17 protein-coding genes are annotated in these 20,873 nt (G+C 70.2%); 13 read left to right on the plus strand and 4 right to left on the minus strand.

The window, feature by feature from the left end; genetic code table 11:
- Nucleotides 1-627: 627 nt before the first annotated feature.
- The 11 genes from ABD329_RS21785 (at nucleotide 628) to ABD329_RS21835 (ending at nucleotide 11,928) form a co-directional block, all read left to right on the plus strand.
- A complete protein-coding gene (locus ABD329_RS21785; RefSeq protein WP_198276771.1) occupies nucleotides 628-1,911 on the plus strand; it encodes an MFS transporter in 1,284 nt (427 codons plus the stop codon).
- A gap of 9 nt (nucleotides 1,912-1,920) precedes the next feature.
- On the plus strand, nucleotides 1,921-3,282 hold the full coding sequence (gene pafA / locus ABD329_RS21790) for a Pup--protein ligase (protein WP_037956452.1): 1,362 nt from the start codon (nucleotides 1,921-1,923) through the stop codon (nucleotides 3,280-3,282).
- Nucleotides 3,283-3,394: 112 nt separating this feature from the next.
- Nucleotides 3,395-4,390: an FKBP-type peptidyl-prolyl cis-trans isomerase gene (locus ABD329_RS21795; protein ID WP_198276772.1), complete on the plus strand. Its 996-nt coding sequence runs from the start codon at nucleotides 3,395-3,397 to the stop codon at nucleotides 4,388-4,390.
- 39 nt (nucleotides 4,391-4,429) lie between these two features.
- Nucleotides 4,430-4,804, plus strand: coding sequence for an FKBP-type peptidyl-prolyl cis-trans isomerase (locus ABD329_RS21800; RefSeq protein ID WP_198276773.1), 375 nt, complete (start codon nucleotides 4,430-4,432; stop codon nucleotides 4,802-4,804).
- Nucleotides 4,805-4,918: 114 nt separating this feature from the next.
- Nucleotides 4,919-5,884 (plus strand): helix-turn-helix transcriptional regulator, encoded by a 966-nt coding sequence (locus ABD329_RS21805; RefSeq protein ID WP_086883549.1) that lies wholly within the window; start codon nucleotides 4,919-4,921, stop codon nucleotides 5,882-5,884.
- Nucleotides 5,885-5,904: 20 nt separating this feature from the next.
- Nucleotides 5,905-6,864 (plus strand): helix-turn-helix transcriptional regulator, encoded by a 960-nt coding sequence (locus ABD329_RS21810; protein ID WP_198276774.1) that lies wholly within the window; start codon nucleotides 5,905-5,907, stop codon nucleotides 6,862-6,864.
- Nucleotides 6,857-7,120, plus strand: coding sequence for a hypothetical protein (locus ABD329_RS21815; protein WP_044577890.1), 264 nt, complete (start codon nucleotides 6,857-6,859; stop codon nucleotides 7,118-7,120). Before ABD329_RS21810 ends, ABD329_RS21815 begins: the two co-directional genes overlap by 8 nt.
- 10 nt (nucleotides 7,121-7,130) lie before the next feature.
- Complete coding sequence (locus ABD329_RS21820; RefSeq protein ID WP_198276775.1) at nucleotides 7,131-7,334, plus strand: hypothetical protein; 204 nt, start codon at nucleotides 7,131-7,133, stop codon at nucleotides 7,332-7,334.
- 272 nt (nucleotides 7,335-7,606) lie between these two features.
- Nucleotides 7,607-7,894 carry a Sec-independent protein translocase subunit TatA gene (tatA, locus tag ABD329_RS21825; protein ID WP_037956547.1) on the plus strand — a complete coding sequence of 96 codons (288 nt, stop codon included), beginning with the start codon at nucleotides 7,607-7,609 and terminating at the stop codon, nucleotides 7,892-7,894.
- A gap of 62 nt (nucleotides 7,895-7,956) precedes the next feature.
- Nucleotides 7,957-8,919 carry a twin-arginine translocase subunit TatC gene (gene tatC / locus ABD329_RS21830; RefSeq protein ID WP_198276776.1) on the plus strand — a complete coding sequence of 321 codons (963 nt, stop codon included), beginning with the start codon at nucleotides 7,957-7,959 and terminating at the stop codon, nucleotides 8,917-8,919.
- Nucleotides 8,920-9,105: 186 nt separating this feature from the next.
- Nucleotides 9,106-11,928, plus strand: coding sequence for a DEAD/DEAH box helicase (locus ABD329_RS21835; RefSeq protein ID WP_198276777.1), 2,823 nt, complete (start codon nucleotides 9,106-9,108; stop codon nucleotides 11,926-11,928).
- Between the two features lie 22 nt (nucleotides 11,929-11,950).
- On the opposite strand, the gene ABD329_RS21840 is transcribed toward ABD329_RS21835, so the two are convergent.
- The 4 genes from ABD329_RS21840 to ABD329_RS21855 form a co-directional block, all read right to left on the minus strand.
- Nucleotides 11,951-13,213: an IPT/TIG domain-containing protein gene (locus ABD329_RS21840; RefSeq protein ID WP_344316774.1), complete on the minus strand. Its 1,263-nt coding sequence runs from the start codon at nucleotides 13,211-13,213 to the stop codon at nucleotides 11,951-11,953.
- A 152-nt stretch (nucleotides 13,214-13,365) separates the two neighbouring features.
- Complete coding sequence (locus tag ABD329_RS21845) at nucleotides 13,366-14,148, minus strand: IPT/TIG domain-containing protein (protein WP_198276779.1); 783 nt, start codon at nucleotides 14,146-14,148, stop codon at nucleotides 13,366-13,368.
- An 835-nt stretch (nucleotides 14,149-14,983) separates the two neighbouring features.
- Nucleotides 14,984-15,865, minus strand: a complete 882-nt coding sequence (locus ABD329_RS21850; protein WP_198276780.1) for a siderophore-interacting protein — start codon at nucleotides 15,863-15,865, stop codon at nucleotides 14,984-14,986.
- Between the two features lie 47 nt (nucleotides 15,866-15,912).
- A complete protein-coding gene (locus ABD329_RS21855) occupies nucleotides 15,913-16,824 on the minus strand; it encodes a 5'-3' exonuclease (RefSeq protein ID WP_198276784.1) in 912 nt (303 codons plus the stop codon).
- 234 nt (nucleotides 16,825-17,058) lie between these two features.
- On the opposite strand from ABD329_RS21855, the gene ABD329_RS21860 reads away from it, so the two are divergent.
- Entirely contained in the window at nucleotides 17,059-18,207 is a 1,149-nt protein-coding gene (locus ABD329_RS21860) for a quaternary amine ABC transporter ATP-binding protein (protein ID WP_198276781.1), read from the plus strand.
- Nucleotides 18,200-20,821, plus strand: a complete 2,622-nt coding sequence (locus tag ABD329_RS21865) for an ABC transporter permease/substrate binding protein (RefSeq protein WP_198276782.1) — start codon at nucleotides 18,200-18,202, stop codon at nucleotides 20,819-20,821. Before ABD329_RS21860 ends, ABD329_RS21865 begins: the two co-directional genes overlap by 8 nt.
- Nucleotides 20,822-20,873 lie beyond the last annotated feature (52 nt).

Raw genomic sequence — 20,873 nt, forward strand, 5'->3', positions numbered from 1 at the left:
GCCGCCGCCTGCTGTGGTCCCGCTGTCTTGAGCGGTTGTGCCGCCGCCTGCTGTGGTCCCGCTGTCTTGAGCGGTTGTGCCGCCGCCTGCTGTGGTCCCGCTGTCTTGAGCGGTTGTGCCGCCGCCTGCTGTGGTCCCGCTGTCTTGAGCCGTTGTGCCGCCGCCTGCGGCCGTCCCGCTGTCTTGAGCTGTTCCGCCGCCGCCCGCTGCCGCCCCGCTGCCTTGAGCCATCCCGCCGTCACGCGGAGTCGTCCCGCCGCCCGGAGTCACCCCGCCGTCATGCGGAGCCGTCCCGCCGCCCGGGCCCTCGCGCCGCGCGGGCTCACCCGTCCGGTCGGTTCCCCGGGAACCTTCCCCGGCGGCCCCGTCCGCCGCGTGGGCGCGGTTCGCGCTCGCCACCATCGCTCCGCTCCCCTCGATCGCCGCACGCCCGGCCGCAGGCTGCTCATTCCGGCCCGCGAGTGGACCCGCGGTGGCGGCCATGGTACGTATGACGCTGGACGTTATACGTACAACGTCATCCACGACCCGCGACGTGCTCGCGACAACCCGACGCAATCCACTGGAATCAACCGGAATCAACCGGAACCACCGGAATTCACCGGAAACCGCAGGAAGGGGCAGGCAATGGCGGCTGGCTACGGGGAACTGCTGCGCACCCCACACGCGGCACGGCTGCTCACCGGCACGCTGCTGGGACGGCTTCCGAACGCCACCGCCGCCCTCGCCGTGCTGCTCTTCGCCCGCGCCGAGGGCGGCAGCTACGCCCTCGCCGGGGCGCTCTCGGCCGTCTACGGCGCGGCGAACGCGGTGGGCCAGCCGCTGCTGGGCCGGGCCGTGGACCGCCTCGGCCAGCCCCGGGTGATGCTCCCCGCCGCCGTGGCCTCGGCGCTCGGGATGGTCCTGTTCGCCGTCGTCGGGCTCGAGCCGCTGCCCGTGGCGTACGTGGCGATGCTGATCGCCGGGCTGTTCACCCCGCCGCTGGAGGGCGGGCTGCGGGCGCTGTGGCCCACGGTGCTGCGGCGCGAGGACCAGGTGCACGCGGCGTACGCGCTGGACGCCGTGGCCCAGGAGGTGATGTTCGCGGTCGGCCCGCTGCTGGTCACCCTGTCCGTGGCCGTGTGGTCCGAGGCGGCCGCGCTGCTGGTCATCAACGCCGTCGGGGTCGCGGGCGCGCTCTCCGTCGTGGTCTCGCGGCCCTCGCGGCAGTGGCGCTCCGCGCCGCGCGAGGCGCACTGGCTGGGCGCGCTGCGCTCGCCCGGGCTGCTGGTGCTGCTCGGCTCGTTCTTCTTCATAGGGCTCGCGCTCGGCGCGATCGCGGTGGCCGCGGTGGCGTACGCCGACGAGCACGGCGGCGGCGCGGTCTCCAGCGCGCTGCTCTCCGCCCTGGGCGTGGGTGCGCTGGTCGGTGGCGTCGTCTACGGCGGCCGCACCTGGCCCGGCGCGCCCGAACGGCGGCTGCGGCTGCTCGTGGCCGCGCTGGCACTGGGCTATCTGCCGCTGGTACTGGTGCCGGGCGTCATCGCGATGACCGTCCTCGCCGGCGTGGCGGGCGTGTTCCTCGCCCCGGCACTGGCCTGCGCCTTCGTCGTGGTGGACCGCCACGCGCCGTCCGGCACGGTCACCGAGGCGTTCTCCTGGCTGGTGACCACCTTCGTGGTGGGCAACGCGGTCGGCACCGCCGTGGCCGGGCCCGCCGTCCAGTTCGGCGGGGTGGCCCCCGGATTCGCGGTGCCGGCGGCCGGTGGCGCGGCCGCGCTGGCGGTGCTGCTGGCGGCCCAGCGGTTCCTCCTGGACGTGCCGCGACCCGTCGTCCGGCCGACCGCGTACCGAACACCGGATGAACCTCGTGCGGAAAATGATCGCAACCATGCCGCCGAACCCGGTTTCAGAGCACGCCATCAGGCGTAATGTTCAGGCATGGACCGCCGCATTTTCGGGCTGGAGAACGAGTACGGCGTCACGTGCACATTCAGGGGACAGCGCCGGTTGTCTCCTGACGAAGTGGCGCGGTACCTCTTCCGCCGTGTCGTCTCCTGGGGCCGCAGCAGCAATGTCTTCCTGCGCAACGGCGCCCGCCTCTATCTCGATGTGGGCTCGCACCCGGAATACGCGACACCCGAGTGTGACAACGTGACCGAGCTGGTCACCCACGACAAAGCGGGCGAGCGCATTCTCGAAGGTCTGCTCGTGGACGCGGAGCGCCGCCTGCACGAGGAGGGAATCGCGGGCGACGTCTATCTCTTCAAGAACAACACCGACTCCGCGGGCAACTCCTACGGCTGCCACGAGAACTATCTGGTGGCACGGCACGGGGAGTTCTCCCGGCTCGCCGACATTCTCATCCCGTTCCTGGTGACGCGACAGCTCCTGTGCGGCGCGGGCAAGGTCCTCCAGACCCCCCGCGGCGCGGTCTACTGCGTCAGCCAGCGTGCCGAGCACATCTGGGAGGGCGTCAGCTCCGCCACGACCCGCTCCCGGCCGATCATCAACACCCGCGACGAACCCCACGCCGACGCCGAGCGCTACCGCCGGCTGCATGTCATCGTGGGCGACTCCAACATGTCCGAGACCACCATGCTGCTCAAGGTCGGCGCCACCGACCTGGTGCTCCGCATGATCGAGGCGGGCACGGTGATGCGCGACCTGACCCTGGAGAACCCCATCCGGGCGATCCGCGAGGTCAGCCACGACATCACCGGGCAGCGCAAGGTGCGGCTCGCGAGCGGGCGCGAGGCGTCCGCCCTGGAGGTGCAGCAGGAGTACTACGAGAAGGCCGTCGACTTCTGTGAGCGCCGGGGCATCCGCACCGGCATGGTCGAGCGCGTCCTCGAGCTGTGGGGCCGCACCCTCGACGCGATCCGCACCGAGGAGCTCGACCGGATCGGCACCGAAATCGACTGGGTGATGAAGTACCAGCTCATCGAGCAGTACCGGGCGAAGAACAACATCACCATGTCGCATCCCCGCATCGCCCAGATAGACCTCGCCTACCACGACATCCACCGCCGCCGCGGCCTCTACTACCTGCTGGAGCGGCGCGGCCAGGCAGCCCGGGTCTGCAACGACTTGAAAATCTTCGAGGGCAAGTCGGTGCCACCGCAGACCACCCGCGCCCGGCTGCGCGGCGACTTCATCCGCCGGGCCCAGGAGCAGCGCCGCGACTTCACCGTCGACTGGGTGCATCTGAAGCTCAACGACCAGGCGCAGCGCACCGTGCTGTGCAAGGACCCCTTCCGCTCGGTCGACGACCGGGTGGAGAAGCTGATCGCCGGTATGTGACCGGCGTACGGCTTACTTCCCCTCGGGCCCCGTGCGTTCTCCGGACGGGGCCCGAGTCACGTCGTAGAGTGGCGCGCACTGGCCATCTCAAGATCTACCTAACGAGGACTCCGTGCGCCGACGCTCCGTACTCCTTGCCGTGCCCGCGGGCCTGCTGACCGTCGCGGGCTGCGGTGACGAAAAGTCAGGGTCCGACAAGACCAAGCCGTCCCAGGAGCCGACGAACCAGAGTCCCTCACCGGCCCCCAGTGGCAAGATCGTCTCCGGCCCGGTGCCGCCCATTACCGCGGGTAAGAAGTTCGGTGAGAAACCGAAGGTCGCCAAGGGCTCGGGGAAGCCCTCGCAGAGTCTCGCGGTCAAGACGATCAGCCAGGGCGACGGCAAGAAGACGGTCAAGGGCGACTGGCTCCAGATCAACTACCTGGCGCAGATCTGGGACACCGGGAAGGTCATCGACAACACCTTCGACAAGAAGAAGACCGCCGCTTTCCCGATCGGCAAGGGCCAGGTCCTCCCGGGCTGGGACCAGGGACTGCTGGGCCGGAACCTCGGCAGCCGGCTGGAGCTGGCCGTCCCGCCCGCGTATGCCTACGGCAAGCAGGGCCAGCCGCAGGCCGGTATCAAGGGCACCGACACGCTGGTCTTCGTCATCGACCTCGTCGGCGCCTACAACGCCAAGAGCTCGGCCAAGGGCAGCAAGGTGGACCAGGCCAACACCGACCTGCCCAAGGTGTCCACCAACACCGACGGCAAGGCGCCCAGCATCACCGTTCCCAAGAAGTCCGCGCCGAAGAAGCTGGTCTCCGAGTACGTCATCGAGGGTGACGGCAAGGAGGTCAAGAAGACCGACGCGCTGCTCGTCCAGTACCGCGGCGTGCTGTGGGACGGCGGCAAGGAGTTCGACTCCACCTACAAGCGCGGCGAGCTCGCCCAGTTCTCGCTCCAGCAGGTCGTCAAGGGCTGGTCGCAGGGGCTGACGGGGAAGAAGGTGGGCAGCCGGGTGCTGATCGTCGTGCCCCCGGACCTGGGCTACGGCAAGGCGGCCCAGAAGGGCATCCCCGCCAACTCCACGCTGGTGTTCTCCGTGGACATCCTGGCGATTCTGTAGCCTGTGCGGGTTGCCCACCACGTCACAAGGAGCAATTTCGTGAGCATCGAGAAGCCCGAGGTCGACTTCCCGGGCGGCGAGCCGCCGGCCGAGCTGGAGATCAAGGAGATCTGGGAGGGCGACGGGCCCGAGGCCAAGGCCGGCGACAACATCGCCGTCCACTACGTGGGCGTCTCCTTCAGCACGGGTGAGGAGTTCGACGCGAGCTACAACCGCGGCACCCCGCTGCGGATCCAGCTCGGTGTCGGCCAGGTCATCTCCGGCTGGGACCAGGGCCTCCAGGGGATGAAGGTCGGCGGCCGCCGTCAGCTCATCGTTCCGCCGCACCTCGGCTACGGCGACCGGGGCGCCGGTGGTGGCCGGATCAAGCCGGGCGAGACGCTGATCTTCGTCTGCGATCTGATCTCCGTCTGAGACGGCCGTCCGTCGCGCCGAGGGCTCCTGCCGGTGAGCAGGAGCCCTCGGCTTTTGCCGCGCGTCCCGGTAGCGGTACGGTCACGTCGTTAAGGTCACGAAGAAAGGGCGTCGATGGCGATTGCCAAGGCCGAGCGGTTGATGAACCTGGCCCTGTGCCTGCTGGGAACGCGGCGTCCGCTGACCAAACGGGAGTTGCGGGGCTCCATAGAGGCGTACCTCCAGACCGACACGGCCAATGACGAAGCGTTCAACCGCATGTTCGAACGCGACAAGGACGATCTGCGTGAACTCGGCCTGATCATCGAGACGGTGGAGGGCCTCGACGGTGAGACCGGCTATCTCGCCCGCCGGGACAGCAACCGCCTCCCGCCGATCACCCTCGACGCCGAGGAGGCCGCCGCCCTCGGCCTCGCCGCCAAGGTCTGGCAGCAGGCCCGGCTCGCGGGCGCCGCCAGCGGCGCGCTCCAGAAGCTGCGCGCCGCCGGGATGCCGGTCGCCGAGGACCCGTACGACACGCCCGGGCACAGCGCGCTGGAGCCGCGCATCCCGGTCCATGAGAGCGCCTTCGAGCCGCTGATGCTCGCCTGCCGCGACCGCCGCCCCGTCGTCTTCGACTACCGCAAGGCGAACGCCGCGCGCCCCGAGCAGCGGCAGGTCGAGCCCTGGACCCTGGAGTGCTGGCGCGGCCACTGGTATCTCGCCGGATGGGACCGGGACCGCGCCGCCGAGCGGGTCTTCCGGCTCTCCCGGATCACCGGCCGGGTCCGGCTGCGGTCCGGCGCGTTCACCGCCGAGGTGCCCGACCACGTCACCGTCCGGGAGACCGTGGAGAGCTGGGCGGGGGAGACGGCCAACGGCACCGCCCGGATCCGGCTGCGCTCGGGCCACGGCTATCCGCTGCGGGCCAAGGCGCTGTCCACCCGGGAGGCCGGCGACGGCTGGGACGAGCTGGAGATTCCGTACGGGCACGGCCTGGACGCCTGGCTCGTGGAGTTCGGCCCGGACGTGGTGGTACTGGCGCCCGAGGAACTGCGGGCGGATGTCGTGGACCGGCTGCGCGCGGTCGCCAAGGGCTGAGGGGACGGATCTACTTCATCATGGCCGGAAACGCCATTGACCAGACCCGGCGGATGCTCTCCCTGGTGACGTATCTGCGCGAGCGCCCCGGCGCCCGCGTCGCCGACGTCGCCCGGGCCTTCGGCATCAGCGAGGACGAGCTGATCGCCGACCTGGATGTGCTGCCGCTGTGCGGCACCAGCTTCCGCGGCGGCGATCTGATGGACATCGACACCGACGGCGAGCGGATCTGGTGGCACAACCCCGATGACGTGGCCGAGCCGCTGCGGCTGGCCGCCGACGAGGCCACCGCGCTGCTGGTCGCCGCCCGCGCCGTCGCCACCCTCCCCGGGCTGCGCGAGGGCGACCGGGACGCGCTGCTGCGGGCCACCGCCAAGCTGGAGGCCGCGGCGGGCGAGGCGGCGGGCGCCAGCTCCCGGCTCTCGGTGATCTTCGAGTCGGAGGGCGGGGTCTTCGCCGACGTCGACCGCGCCATCTCCGAGCGCCGCAGGCTGTGGCTGCGCTACTACTCACCCGCGCGTGACGAGGTCACCGAGCGCGAGGTCGACCCGATCCGGCTCTTCGCCGTCGGCCGCACCTACATGGAGGCGTGGTGCCGCCTCTCCGAGGCGCGGCGGACCTTCCGGCTGGACCGGGTCGTGGAGATCAAGCTGCTGGACGACGCGTCCGATCCGCCGCCGATCGAGCTGCGCGACCTGTCGGAGCTGTCGTCCGCGCTGGTGCAGACCGGCGCCGAGGACCCCGAGGTGGTCGTCGAGGTCGGCCCCGGCGGGCGCTGGGTCGCCGAGTACTACCCGCACGACAGCGCCGATGAGCTGCCCGACGGCGGCCTCCGGATCACGCTGCGCGCGCCCGATCCCGGCTCGCTGCGGCGCCTGGCGCTGCGGCTGGGCAGGGACGGCAGGATCGTCTCGCCGCGGGAGCTGGCGGACAGTGCTCGGGACGCGGCGCGGCAGGCGCTCGCGGCGTACGGTGAGTGAAGGGACGCACACAGTGACCGCACGGGGGAGTGCCACGTCGGTGATCTTCAAGGCAGCCTGTCCGCAGTGCCGCGGCCGGTTCGAGCTGGCCGCGGGCGCCCTGCGGCTGGCCATCGGGGCCAGCCACCGCACCACCTTCTACTCCTTCACCTGCCCCGACTGCGGAACCGCGGTGCGCAAACCGGCGGGGGAGCGGATCGTGGAGCTGCTCACCGGCGGCGGGGTGCGTACACTGCGGCTCCACTCCACCGTCTAGGCTCTGCCGCATGCTCTGGCCGATGCTCGCCCTCGCCCTCGCCTTCTGCGGAATCGCCGTTCTCGCCGTGCTCTCGGTGCGGGTGTACGCGGAGGTCCGCAGGCTGGCCCGGCAGGTGTCGGCCAGCTCGGAGCGGATCACCCGGGCGGCGGAGGACCTGGAGCGGGCCTCTGCTCCGCTGGGGTCAACCGTCGACGCGCTGCGTCGGCAGTGAGGGCCACGCTGCGTCGGCAGTGACAGCTGCTCCAGGTCGGCGATGACGGCCGCCGCTGACGGGCGCTCTGCTGCCGCACAGCCAAGCGGGGTACGCTGACAATTCGTGGCCCCGGAAACGAGGCGGAGGGCCGCAACCCGGAGTCCGCACGGGGATTGCTTACGGTTTACCCCCGCGCGCTACGATCGCTGACAGCACGGCTGCCGGACATCTGTCCGACCGGTCGGGCAGCCCCACCCCCAGCCGCCTCGGTGAGAAGGTAGACGCTTATGCTGTTCGGAAAGATCGGCGTTCCCGAGATTCTCCTCATCCTTGTCGTCGTGCTGCTGCTGTTCGGTGCCAAGAAGCTTCCGGACATGGCGCGCTCGCTGGGCAAGTCGGCCCGGATCCTCAAGAGCGAGGCGAAGGCCATGAAGTCGGATGGCCAGCAGCAGAGCGCACCGGCCGACCCGCCCCACCCCGGTCAGGACGACGCCACTCACCGCACCATCCAGGCCGCGCCCGGAGACGTGACCAGCTCGCGCCCGGTGTCGGAGCCGAGCGACACCACCAAGCGCTGACCCAGGGCCACTTGAAGGCGGCGCGAAGGGCCGCCACCGGACGCACGAGATGAGGACGTGGGTTGCTCAAGTCTGCCCGCAAGAAGGAGAAGGACCCCGAGGGGCGGATGCCCCTGGCTGAGCACCTGCGTGAGCTGCGCAACCGGTTGCTCAAGTCGGTCCTGGCGATCTGCGTGGTCACGATCGTCGCGATGTTCTACTACAAGGACATCGCCCAATTCCTGATGCAGCCGGTGCTGGACGCCGTCGGCTGTGGCGGGGTCTCGCTGTCCGATCTCTCGGGCAACGGGAGCAAGGGGCACGATTGCGCCTACTTCACCGTGAACGGTCTGCTGTCGCCGTTCACGATCATGCTGAAGGTCGCGTTCACGACCGGGCTGGTAGTGGCCACCCCGATCTGGCTCTACCAGCTGTGGGCCTTCCTCGCACCCGGGCTGCACCGCAACGAGAAGAAGTACGGCCTGTTCTTCGTCGGGCTCGGCGTACCGCTCTTCGTCTGCGGCGCGTACTTCGCGTACATGATCCTTCCGACCAGCGCCAAGGTCCTTCTCGGCTTCACCCCGGAGGGGGCCAACAACCTCCTCCCGCTGGACGACTTCCTCGATCTGCTCGCCCGGATGATCGTCGTCTTCGGACTCGCCTTCGAGCTTCCGCTGCTGCTGATCCTGCTGAACTTCACCGGCGTCCTCACCGGGCGCCGGATGCTCGGCTGGTGGCGCGCCATGATCATGGGGATCACGGTCTTCGGCGCCATCGCCACTCCCAGCACCGACCCGATCGGCATGTTCGCCCTGGCCGGGCCGGTCGTCGTGCTCTACTTCGGCGCCGTCGGCGTCGCCCTGCTCAACGACCGGCGCAAGGCGCGCCGCCGGGAAGCCGACCCGGACTTCGGGCTGAGCGACGACGAGGCATCCCAGCTGGATCTGACCCCCGAGGCCGTGGCCGCGCCCAGCGCCAGGCCGGAGCTCACCGACGGGGACGACTCCGGCCCCACGCGGCGCAACGGCTACGACGACGTCACGTAGCCGTATCCGGCCGTGCGCCGCCGTATCCGGCATATCCGGCCGTACCCGGTCATACCCGCCCGCCTGTGGCCGCCCCTCCGGCGGCCCGGCGGGCGGCTTGCCGAGCGGCCCGGTCCGGCGGGCCGAACAAAGCCCCGATAAAGATCGCGTGCGCTGTCGGAGGTGGCCGGTAGGCTCGTAGATACGATGACCGACGAGCTATCTCCCGCCGAGCGCTATGCGGCGTCCCGCACCCGGGCCGCCGAGCAGGCCACCGCGCTGGCCCCCTTCCGCGAGATGTACGACTTCGAGCTGGACCCGTTCCAGATCGAGGCGTGCAAGGCCCTGGAGAGCGGCAAAGGTGTGCTGGTCGCCGCTCCCACCGGCTCGGGCAAGACCATCGTGGGCGAGTTCGCCGTCCACCTGGCGCTGACCCAGGGCCGCAAGTGCTTCTACACCACGCCCATCAAGGCGCTGTCGAACCAGAAGTACACCGACCTGGTGAAGCGCTACGGCGCCGACCAGGTCGGCCTGCTCACCGGGGACAACAGCGTCAATTCCGAGGCCCCGGTGGTGGTGATGACCACCGAGGTGCTGCGGAACATGCTCTATGCCGGTTCCCAGTCGCTGCTCGGCCTCGGCTATGTGGTGATGGACGAGGTCCACTACCTCTCCGACCGGTTCCGCGGCGCCGTGTGGGAGGAGGTCATCATCCACCTCCCCGCGTCGGTGACACTGGTGTCACTCTCCGCGACCGTCTCCAACGCCGAGGAGTTCGGCGACTGGCTGGACACCGTCCGCGGCGACACCGAGGTCATCGTCTCCGAGCACCGCCCGGTGCCGCTGTGGCAGCACGTGCTGGCCGGACGCCGGATGTACGACCTGTTCGAGGAGAAGCACGGCCAGGACGGCGACCAGGGCGGACGCCGCGAGGTCAACCCCGATCTGGTCCGGCTGGCCCGGATGGAGAACAGCCGCCCCTCCTTCGGCCGCGACAAGCGCCGCGGCCGCAATATGCGCGAGGCGGACCGAGAGCGCGAGCGCCGTCAGCGCACCCGGATCTGGACCCCCGGCCGGCCCGAGGTGATCGACCGGCTCGATGCCGAGGGGCTGCTTCCGGCCATCACCTTCATCTTCAGCCGGGCCGGCTGCGAGGCCGCCGTCCAGCAGTGCCTCCACGCGGGGCTGCGGCTCAACGACGAGTCGGCCCGCTCCCAGGTGCGGGCCATCGTCGAGGAGCGCACCGCCGGGATCCCCGACGAAGACCTCCATGTGCTGGGGTACTTCGAATGGCTGGAGGGCCTGGAGCGCGGCATCGCGGCCCACCACGCCGGAATGCTCCCCACCTTCAAGGAAGTCGTCGAGGAGCTCTTCGTCCGCGGCCTGGTCAAGGCGGTCTTCGCCACCGAGACCCTCGCCCTGGGCATCAACATGCCCGCCCGCTCGGTGGTGTTGGAGAAGCTGGTCAAGTGGAACGGCGAGCAGCACGTCGACATCACCCCCGGTGAGTACACCCAGTTGACCGGCCGTGCCGGGCGGCGCGGTATCGACGTCGAGGGCCATGCGGTGGTGCTGTGGCAGCGCACCATGGACCCCGCGGCGCTCGCCGGGCTGGCCGGCACCCGTACGTATCCGCTGCGCTCCTCCTTCAAACCGTCGTACAACATGGCGGTCAACCTGGTCTCCCAGTTCGGGCGGCACCGCTCGCGCGAGCTGCTGGAGACCTCCTTCGCGCAGTTCCAGGCCGACAAGGCGGTCGTCGGGATCTCCCGTCAGGTGCAGCGCAACGAGGAGGGCCTGGAGGGCTACCGCGCCTCCATGACCTGCCACCTCGGCGACTTCGACGAGTACGCGCGGCTGCGCCGCGAGCTGAAGGACCGCGAGACCGAACTGGCCCGGCAGGGCGCGGCCCAGCGGCGCGCGGCCGCCGCGGTCGCCCTGGAGAAGCTGCGCCCCGGCGATGTCATCCATGTGCCCACCGGCAAGTTCGCCGGGCTCGCCCTGGTGCTGGACCCCGGGCTGCCCGCCGGGCGGGTGGGCGGCCACCGCGGCATGGAGTACCACGACGGGCCGCGGCCCCTGGTGCTCACCGCCGAGCGGCAGGTCAAGCGGCTGGCGTCGATCGACTTCCCGGTCCCGGTCGAGCCGCTGGACCGGATGCGGATCCCCAAGTCGTTCAATCCGCGCAGCCCCCAGTCGCGCCGCGATCTGGCCTCCGCGCTGCGCACCAAGGCGGGCCACCACGATATGCGGCGGCACCGCAAGGAGCGCTCGCCAGCCGCCGACGACACCGAGATCAGCAGGTTGCGCGCGGCCATCCGCGCCCACCCCTGCCACGGCTGCTCCGACCGCGAGGACCACGCCCGCTGGGGCGAGCGCTACCACCGGCTGCTGCGCGACACCCGGCAGCTGGAGCGGCGCATCGAGGGCCGTACGAACACCATCGCCCGCACCTTCGACCGGATCTGCTCCCTGCTGAGCGAGCTCGGCTATCTGCGCGGTGACGAGGTCACGGACGAGGGCAGACGGCTGGCGCGGCTGTACGGCGAGCTGGACCTGCTGGCCAGCGAATGCCTGCGCGAGGGCGTCTGGGAGGGGCTGCCCCCCGCCGAGCTCGCGGCCTGTGCCTCCGCGCTCGTCTACGAGGCGCGGACGGCCGATGACGCGCTGCCGCCCAAGCTGCCCACGGGCCGCGCCAAGGACGCGCTCGGCGAGATGGTGCGCATCTGGGGGCGGCTGGATGCCCTGGAGGAGGACCACAAGATCAACCAGGCGGAGGGCGTCGGCCAGCGCGAGCCGGACCTGGGCTTCGCCTGGGCCGCCTACCGCTGGGCCTCCGGCCACGGGCTCGACGAGCTGCTGCGCGAAATCGACATGCCCGCCGGTGACTTCGTGCGCTGGACCAAGCAACTGATCGATGTGCTCGGCCAGATCGCCGCCGCTGCCCCCGAAGGCACGGTGGCGCGCAGCGCCCGCCGCGCGGTCGACGGGCTGCTGCGCGGAGTCGTGGCGTACTCCTCGGTCGGCTGAGCCCGTCGCCACCGCGGTGGGCTCAGACCGGGTCGTAGGTGAAGGGAAGGGTGTTGCTGTTGCCCGCGGGGGTGTGGAGCTGAACATTGACGGTTCCGGCCGCATGGGCCGGAGCCGTCGCCACGGCCAGGTTGTCCGAGAGGACGCTGAAGGAGGCCGGGACCCCGCCGAAGGTCACGGAGTCGGTGTACGTGAGGTTGGAACCGTTGATCGTGACGGAGTCGCCGCCGAACGACGAACCCTCGTCCGGGATCAGCGAATCGATCACCGGGGCGCCGAGATACGTGTAGTACGGGTTCCCCGGGCCCAGGGTGCTGGTGCCGCCCGGTGTGGTCACGGTGACCACGACCGTGCCGGTTCCGGGAGGAGCGGTCGCCGTCAGCTGGTTGTCGGAGATCACGGTGAAGCCGGTGGCGAGGGTGGGGCCGAAGTGGACGGCGCTCGCCAGGGCCAGGCCGCTGCCGGTGACGGTGACGGAGTTGCCGCCGGTGTCGGGACCGAACTGCGGGCTCACACCGGTGACGACCGGGGCGGCGACATAGATGTACGACAGCGGATTGCTGATGCCCCCCGGGGTGGTGACGGTCACGTTCACCACCGACGCCGGCCCAGCGGGTGCGGTGGCGGTGATCTGGGTGGCGGTGTTGGTGAGGATGGTGGCGGGGGTGGCGCCGAAGAGGACTTGGGTGGCGCCGGTGAGGTTGGTGCCGGTGAGGGTGATGGTGTTTCCGCCGGAGGTGGGGCCTGAGTTGGGGATGAGGTTGGTGAGGGTGGGGGCGGAGACCGTGGTGTAGGTGTAGGGGAGTGTGTTGCTGGTGCCGCCCGGGGTGGTGACGGTGACGTTGACGGTGCCGGCGCCAGGGGGTGCGGTGGCGGTGATCTGGGTGGCGGTGTTGGTGAGGATGGTGGCGGGGGTGGCGCCGAAGAGGACTTGGGTGGCGCCGGTGAGGTTGGTGCCGGTGAGGGTGACCGTATTGCCGCCGCCGGTGGGCCCCGAGGCCGGGCTGAGCGCGGTGAGTACCGGAGCCGCGACCGTCGTATAGGTGAAGAACACGTTCTGGGTGCTGGTGCCCGTCGGCCCCGTGACCGTGACCTTGGCCGTGCCGCTCCCCGGCGGAGTCCTCGCCGTGATCTGAGTGTTGCTCACGACGACCACATTGGTGGCGAGATTCGGGCCGAACCGGACCACGGTGGCGCCGATGAAGCCGGAACCATTGATGGTGACGGGGGTGCCCCCGGCCGGATTGCCTTGTGCGGGGCTGACGCTGGTCACTACGGGGGCCATGATGCCCTTCTCCTTCTTGAGCCGTGCGGACGGCCGTGCCCTGACCGGCGGGACGTCGGCCAGGGCACGGGGGATCGGAAATCACCGTGTGCCATGCGGGGTGCTGACTCGGGGGACGACCGTGCGGGGCGTGCCCGCGCACGGTCGGTCGATCAGGTGACGGTGAAGCCGGCGGGGCCGGATGTGCCGCCACACGTGGTGATCGTGAAGGCCCCGGCGCCCGCGGCCGCCGCGGCGGGCACCGCGGTGACGATGGACGTGGCATCGATGGGTGTGTAGGCCAGTCCCGTGAAGGCGGTGGCCGCCGAGTCGGTGAAGGTGACGTCGGTGATGCCGATGAGGCAGGTGGCGCCGGAGATGGTGGTCTCGGTCCCCGGCGCGCCCGTGGCGGGGGTCAGTGTGGCGGTGGTCAGACTCGGCGCGTTGTAGTAGTCGATCAGGGTGGCGCCCGCGCTGCCCGTGCCGCCGGCCGTGGTGACCGTGACCTGCTGGGTGTCGAAGCAGCCGGCCGGGGTGTGAGCCGGAGCGGTGACGGTGACCTGGGTGTTGCTGCCGCCGGCGGCGAACGCGACCGGCGTGAGCGCGCCCACGTTGACGGTGCCCCCGGACGCGAAGCCGGTGCCGAAGACCGTGATCGAGCCGCCGGCGGCGGGCAGGCAGGTCTCGTTCAGCCCCGTGGTCGTCGGCCGCACGATGACGAAGAACGGCACCGAGTTGGTCCTGGTCCCGTTCGACAGGTTGGTGCTGACCGAGACCTGCCCCGAGCACGGCGCGGAGGAGGGGACCACGAAGGTGACCACGGTGTTGGAGACCGCCGTCGGGCTGACGACGGCGCCGCCGAAGTTCACCGAGACGGTCGTGCCCAGCGATGTGCCGTTGATGTTGACGGTGGTGCCGACCGTGCCCTGGCTGGGGCTGAGGGAGGTGATGGGCATGAGTTTTCTCCTGTTCGATCGTCTTGCTGTGGGCGGGTGTGCCGGGAGAGGAGGGACGGGCACGTGGCCGTTGCCCGCACCGGCTTCCGTCGCGCAGAGGGGTGGAAGGGGAGACGGACCCTCGGGGGCCTGGGACGCCATGGCCTTCAGCGGGGACCGCATGACCGGTGATGGCGACTTGAGAGGGACTCGACTCGTGCCCGGGTGCCGGCCGTAGGAGGGCGAGTCATGCATGGAACGGGTCGGCGCCGAGGTCACCGTGGTGCCGAAACTCTCGCTCGATGAAAGTCAACCAAAAGAGGGATAGGTGTGGAAGGTGCGAAAAAGGCTCGAACGGAGCTCATATGACGATATGTCAAACCTTCGCGATGAACTCCCGCGAGCCGGAGTGCGCCCTCCGGGCCGCCGGATCGACGCCGGTCGCTCCGCCGCGCTTGCCCAGGCGGCACATGCGGCGGCCCCGGCCGGGTGCTCCCGGCCGGGGCCTGGGGTCGGAGGAAGTTCGCTACGGTTCGGGCAGCGCCCCGAAGGGGTGCGGGGCTGTGCCTATGTGCGGCTCCGCCGCGTGGGGGCGACCAGCCACGAGGGTGCCGCGGTCGGCCGCCTACGTGGCGCCCGCCGAGTGCGCGGCGCCCGCCGCCTACGCGGCGGCCCCGGCCGGATGCTCTCGGCCGGGGCCTGGGGTCGGAGGAAGGTCCGCTACGGTTCGGGCAGCGCCCCGAAGGGGTGCGGGGCTGTGCCAATGTGCCGGCTCCGCCGCGTGGGGGCGACCAGCCACGAGGGTGCCGCGGTCGTCCGCCTACGTGGCGCCCGCCGAGTGCGCGGCGCCCGCCGCCTACGCGGCGGCCTCCTCGGCCCCCGCGCCCTCCTGCTCCGCCTCGACCTGCTGGTTCCACTCCCGCTTCGACGCCTGCCAGCCGTCCTCGTCATGGCCGCGCCGCCAGTAGCCGGAGATGGACAGCCACTCGCGCGGGATCTGGCGCTCCAGGCGCAGATGGCGGCGGATCTCCTTCACGAAGCCCGCCTCGCCGTGGACGAAGGCGTGGATCTGCCCGGGCGGGAACTCCAGCCCCCGCACGGCCGCCACCAGCGCCTCGCCGACCGGCGCCGCGCCCCGGTGCAGCCAGTTCACCTGGACCCCCTCGTCCATGGTGACCTTGAGTTCCTCCGTCTCGTCCGCCACCTCGATGAACACGTGCACCGGCACCTCGGGCGCGCCGTCCGCCCGGCTGTCGGCGAGCCGCTCCAGCGCCGTGGCGATCGCGGGCAGGGCGCTCTCGTCGCCCGCCAGCAGATGCCAGTCGGCCTCGGCGCTGGGGGCGTACGCGCCGCCCGGCCCCATGAAGTGGATCTCCTCGCCCGGCTGGACCCGGGCGGCCCACGGTCCGGCCAGCCCTTCGTCGCCATGGGTCACGAAGTCCACCGTCAGCTCGCGGGCGGCCGGGTCCCACGCCCGCACCGTGTACGTCCGTGTGACCGGCCACTGCTCGCGCGGGAACTCGGCACGGATCCGCTCCAGGTCGAACGGCTCGGGGTAGACGGCGCCCCCGGTCGGGAAGAGCAGCTTGATGTAGTGGTCGGTCCACTCGCCCGCATGGAAGGCCGCGAGGCCGTCGCCGCCCAGGACGACCCGCACCATATGCGGGGTCAGCCGGTCGGTGCGCACCACCTGTGCGCGGTGCGGCGTGCGCGTCTTACGGGCCGGACGGTCCGCCATGGCGACCTCCCTGATCAACAAGAGTTAGGTTTACCTAACCTAACAGCTCATTCCTCAAGAGTGGACAGCAGTCTGCGCAAAGATCCGCCCAATCCCCAGCGCTCCGCCAGCGCCGCCACGGCTCCAGGGTCGCGCGGTGACCGCGGCAGCGTCGGGTCGAAAGCGGGAAGCGCCACGTCCGAGGCGACCCGCACCACCTTCGGGGCGACCTCGACATACGCCCGCGCCTCGGCCAGCCGCTTGCGCTGGGCGGGGGTCAGCTTGGCGGCGGGGTCGTCGACGGCGGCCATGATCCCGGCCAGGTCGCCATGGGCGGCCAGCAGCTTGGCCGCGGTCTTCTCGCCGACGCCGGGCACCCCCGGCAGCCCGTCGCTGGGGTCGCCGCGCAGCAGCGCCAGCTCCGCGTACCCCCGGCCGGACACTCCGTACTTCTCGCGCACGTAGGACTCGTCGACCAGCTGGAGGGTGCCCACGCCCTTGACGGGGTAGAGCACCCGCACCCCGCGCTCGTCGTCCACCAGCTGGAACAGATCGCGGTCGCCGGTGACGATGTCGACCGGGCCGGCCGCCCGGCCGGTGAGCGTGCCGATCACATCGTCGGCCTCGTAGCCCGCGGCGCCGATCCGGGCGATGCCGATCGCGTCCAGCACCTCGTCGATCATCGGGACCTGCGGGGAGAGGGTGTCCGGCACCTCCTCCTGGTCCACCCCGGCCCCCTCCGGGGCCTCCTCGGCCACCCGGTGGGCCTTGTACGTGGGGATCAGGGCGACTCGCCAGGCCGGGCGCCAGTCGAAGTCCATGCAGGCCACCAGGTCGTCCGGGCGGTGGTCCTGGACGAGCCGGGCGATGAAGTCCAGGAGTCCGCGCACGGCGTTCACCGGTGTGCCGTCGGGGGCCCGGACCGAGTCCGGGACCCCGAAATAGGCTCGGAAGTAGAGAGAGGCGGTGTCGAGGAGCATCAGGCGTCGGGTCACGATCCGACTATGCACTACCCCACCGACAGCGATCCCGAGGATAATGTGAACTGGATCACCGTTTGGTTTACGCCAAACCGATCGGGGCAGGCGCGCCCCCGGAGCGAACCCGTTCAGTGATTCAACTTTTTGCGGCGGTCAGCGGTCCGATGCCGTACCGCTCCACGACCCGCCGGCGGGGGTGGCGGGTCGCTTTTTGGTGCGATCTGAGAGGTACATGTGGCCAAATTGCGAGCCGAGCACCTGTACAAGGTGTTCGGCAGACGACCCGATGAGGCGGTGGCGCAGCTGGAAGGCGGCGCCGACCGCGAGGAGCTCCGGGCGAACGGTACGACCGCGGCGGTCGTCGATGCCTCCTTCGCCGTCGAGGCGGGCCAGATCTTCGTCGTCATGGGTCTGTCCGGGTCCGGCAAGTCCACCCTGTTGCGGATGCTGAACGGGCTGCTGGAGCCGACCGCCGGGCGGGTGCTCTTCGACGACGACGACCTGACCGCGCTCTCCCCCAAGGGTCTGCGCGAGGTCCGGTCCCGCAAGATCAGCATGGTCTTCCAGCACTTCGCCCTCTTCCCGCACCGCAGCGTCCTGGAGAACGCCGCCTACGGCCTCGAGGTGCAGGCCGTGCCGCGCGAGGAGCGCGTCCGGCGCGCCACCGAGGCGCTGGAGCTGGTGGGCCTGGCCGGCTGGGAGAAGTCCTGGCCCGATGAGCTCTCCGGTGGTATGCAGCAGCGCGTCGGCCTCGCCCGGGCCCTGGCCACCAACGCGGACATGCTGCTGATGGACGAGTCCTTCAGCGCGCTGGACCCGCTGATCCGCCGCGATATGCAGGACCAGCTGCTCCAGCTCCAGAAGCGGCTCAAGAAGACCATCGTCTTCATCACCCACGACCTGAACGAGGCCATGCGGCTCGGCGACCGCATCGCCGTGATGCGCGACGGCCGGATCGTCCAGATCGGCACCGCCGAGGACATCCTGGTCACCCCCGCCAACGACTACGTCGCCTCCTTCACCCAGGACGTGGACCGCAGCCGGGTGCTCACCGCCGGCGCGATCATGTCCGGGCCCGAGGAGGCGCTGGGCACCAAGGGCGACGACGGCGCCACGCTGCGCACCGCGCAGGACGTGCTGGCCGCCGCCCCCGCCACCGTCACCGAGGGCACCCCGATCATCGAGCTGTTCCAGCCCTGCTCGCGCAGCGGAGTCGCGGTCGCCGTCACCGACGACGCCGGCGCGCTCACCGGCGTCGTCACCCGCGCCCGGCTGCTCGCCGCCCTCGGCGAGCAGGACGGCGGGCCCGACGGGTCCCAGCCGCCGTCCGGTGGCGCTCCGAAAGCGCCCGAGACCACCAAGAAGGTGATCACCGGTGCCTAGGCTTCAGCTCGGCGACTGGATCAACTCCGGCGTCAACTGGCTCCGAGACAATCTGAGCTGGCTCTTCGACTTCATCTCCAGCGTCGTCCAGGGCATGTACGACGGGGTGAACACGGTGCTCAGCGGCCCCGAGCCGCTGCTGCTCGCGGGCATACTGGCGCTGCTCGCCTGGTGGCTGCGCGGGCTGCTGCCCGCCGTGCTCGCCTTCCTGGGATTCGCCCTCATCGACTCGATCGAGTTGTGGGGCGAGGCGATGAACACCCTCGCACTGGTGCTGGTCGCCGGTGTGATCACCATCGTGTTCGCGGTGCCGCTCGGCATCTGGGCCTCGCGCAACCGCGCGGTGAGCGCCGTGATCCGTCCGGTGCTGGACTTCATGCAGACGATGCCCGCCTTCGTCTACCTGATCCCCGGCATCTTCTTCTTCGGCCTCGGGGTGGTCCCCGGTGTCGTCGCCACCGTCATCTTCTCGATGCCCCCGGGCGTCCGCATGACGGAACTGGGCATCCGGCAGGTGGACGCGGAGCTGGTCGAGGCGGCCGACGCCTTCGGTACCCATCCGCGCCGCACCCTGCTGCGCGTCCAGCTCCCGCTGGCACTGCCCACCATCATGGCGGGCGTCAACCAGGTGATCATGCTGGCGCTGTCCATGGTCGTCATCGCCGGTATGGTCGGCGCCGAGGGCCTGGGCTCCACCGTCTTCCAGGCGATCAGCTCCGTCGACGTGGCCATGGGCTTCGAGGGCGGTATCGCGGTCGTCATCCTGGCCATGTACCTGGACCGGATGACCAGCGCGCTCAATCAGCGCGTCTCCCCGCTGGCCCGCCGCGCGCTGGCCAAGGAGAAGGCCAAGGCGCTCAGCGGCCTGAAGGTGCTGCACTGGCGCCCCGCGACCTCCGTCGCCATGGTCGGCGTCGTCGTCCTGGCGCTGGTCGCCGGCGGCATGAGCATGTTCGGCGGCGACGACGAAGGCCCCAAGGTCTCCGCCAACGTCGGCAAGGGCCAGTCGGTCAACATCGGCTACATCAACTGGGACGAGGGCGTCGCCTCCACCTTCCTGTGGAAGGAGCTCCTGGAGCAGCGCGGCTTCAAGCCCAAGGTGCAGTCGTACGACGTCGGCGCGCTGTACACCGGTATGGCCGCGGGCAACATCGACTTCGAGACGGACTCCTGGCTGCCCACCACCCACGCCTCGTACTGGTCGAAGTACAAGAGCAAGCTGGAGAACCTGGGCTCCTGGTACGGCCCCACCTCCCTGGAGGTCGCGGTCCCCTCGTACGTCAAGGGCGTCAAGACCCTGGAGGACCTCGAGAAGAAGTCCAGCACCTTCAAGAAGAAGATCGTCGGCATCGAGCCCGGTGCCGGTGAGATGAAGCTGATGCAGGACAAGGTCATGCCGAGCTATGGGCTGAACAAGAACTTCAGCCTGGTCAAGGGCTCCACCGCGGCCATGCTCTCGCAGCTGGACCGCTCCTACTCCAAGAAGGAGCCGATCGCGGTCACCCTGTGGTCCCCGCACTGGGCGTACGACAAGTACAAGCTCACCAAGTTGAAGGACCCCAAGGGCGCCTTCGGCAAGGGCGACCACATCGACTCCCTCGCGCGCAAGGGCTTCTCCAAGGAGAACCCGCAGGTCGCCAAGTGGATCAAGAACTTCAAGCTGGACGAGAAGCAGCTCACCAGTCTGGAGTCGGCGATCCAGGACGCCGGTAAGGGCAAGGAGCAGCAGGGCGTGCGCGCCTGGCTGAAGCAGAACCCGGGCATGGCCAACAAGCTCGCCCCGGTGCCCGGCGGCGCCGACCAGAAGGGCAAGGACGCGGGTGCCGCGCCGATGATCGGCTACTTCCCGTGGGACGAGGACATCGCCACCACCTACCTGTGGAAGAACGTCCTCGAGCGGCGCGGCTACAAGCCGGAGATCAAGCAGTACGACGTCGGCTCGATGTTCACCGGCATGAGCACCGGACAGGTCGACGTCGAGTTCGACGGCTGGCTACCGGTCGCCCAGAAGCAGTACTGGGACAGATACAAGAAGAACCTGGTCGATGTCGGATCGTGGTACGACAAGACCTCCCTGGAGATCGCGGTGCCGTCCTACGTCAAGGACGTGAAGTCGCTCGCCGACCTCAAGGGGAAGGCCGGTACCTTCGACGGCAAGATCGTCGGTATCGAGCCCGGGACCGGCGAGATGAAGCTCCTGAAGGGCAAGGTGCTCAAGGAGTACGGCCTGGACAAGGAGTACAAGGTCAGTGACGGTTCCTCGCCGGCGATGCTGGCCGAGCTGGAGCGGTCGTACGCCAAGAAGGAGCCGGTGGCCGTGGTCCTGTGGACCCCGCACTGGGCCTACAGCAAGTACAAGCTGACCAAGCTCGCCGACCCGAAGCAGGCGTTCGGCGCCAGCAACCAGCTCCACACCCTCGCCAACAAGTCCTTCCCGAAGAAGTTCCCCGAGTTCAACGGGTGGCTGAAGAAGTGGCACATGACGGAGAAGGAGCTGGCGAGCCTGGAGCAGGCCGTCCAGGACGCCGGTAAGGGCAACGAGGAGAAGGGCGTCCAGAAGTGGATTGACGCCAACCCCGGCATCGTCGACAAGATGGCGCCGGTCACTTCCTGACCCACCGTCCGCACCACGACACCGCGGCCCGGAGCGTGCGCTCCGGGCCGCG

It is taken from the genome of Streptomyces javensis, assembly GCF_039525925.1.
In the GTDB taxonomy this organism is placed as follows: domain Bacteria; phylum Actinomycetota; class Actinomycetes; order Streptomycetales; family Streptomycetaceae; genus Streptomyces; species Streptomyces asiaticus.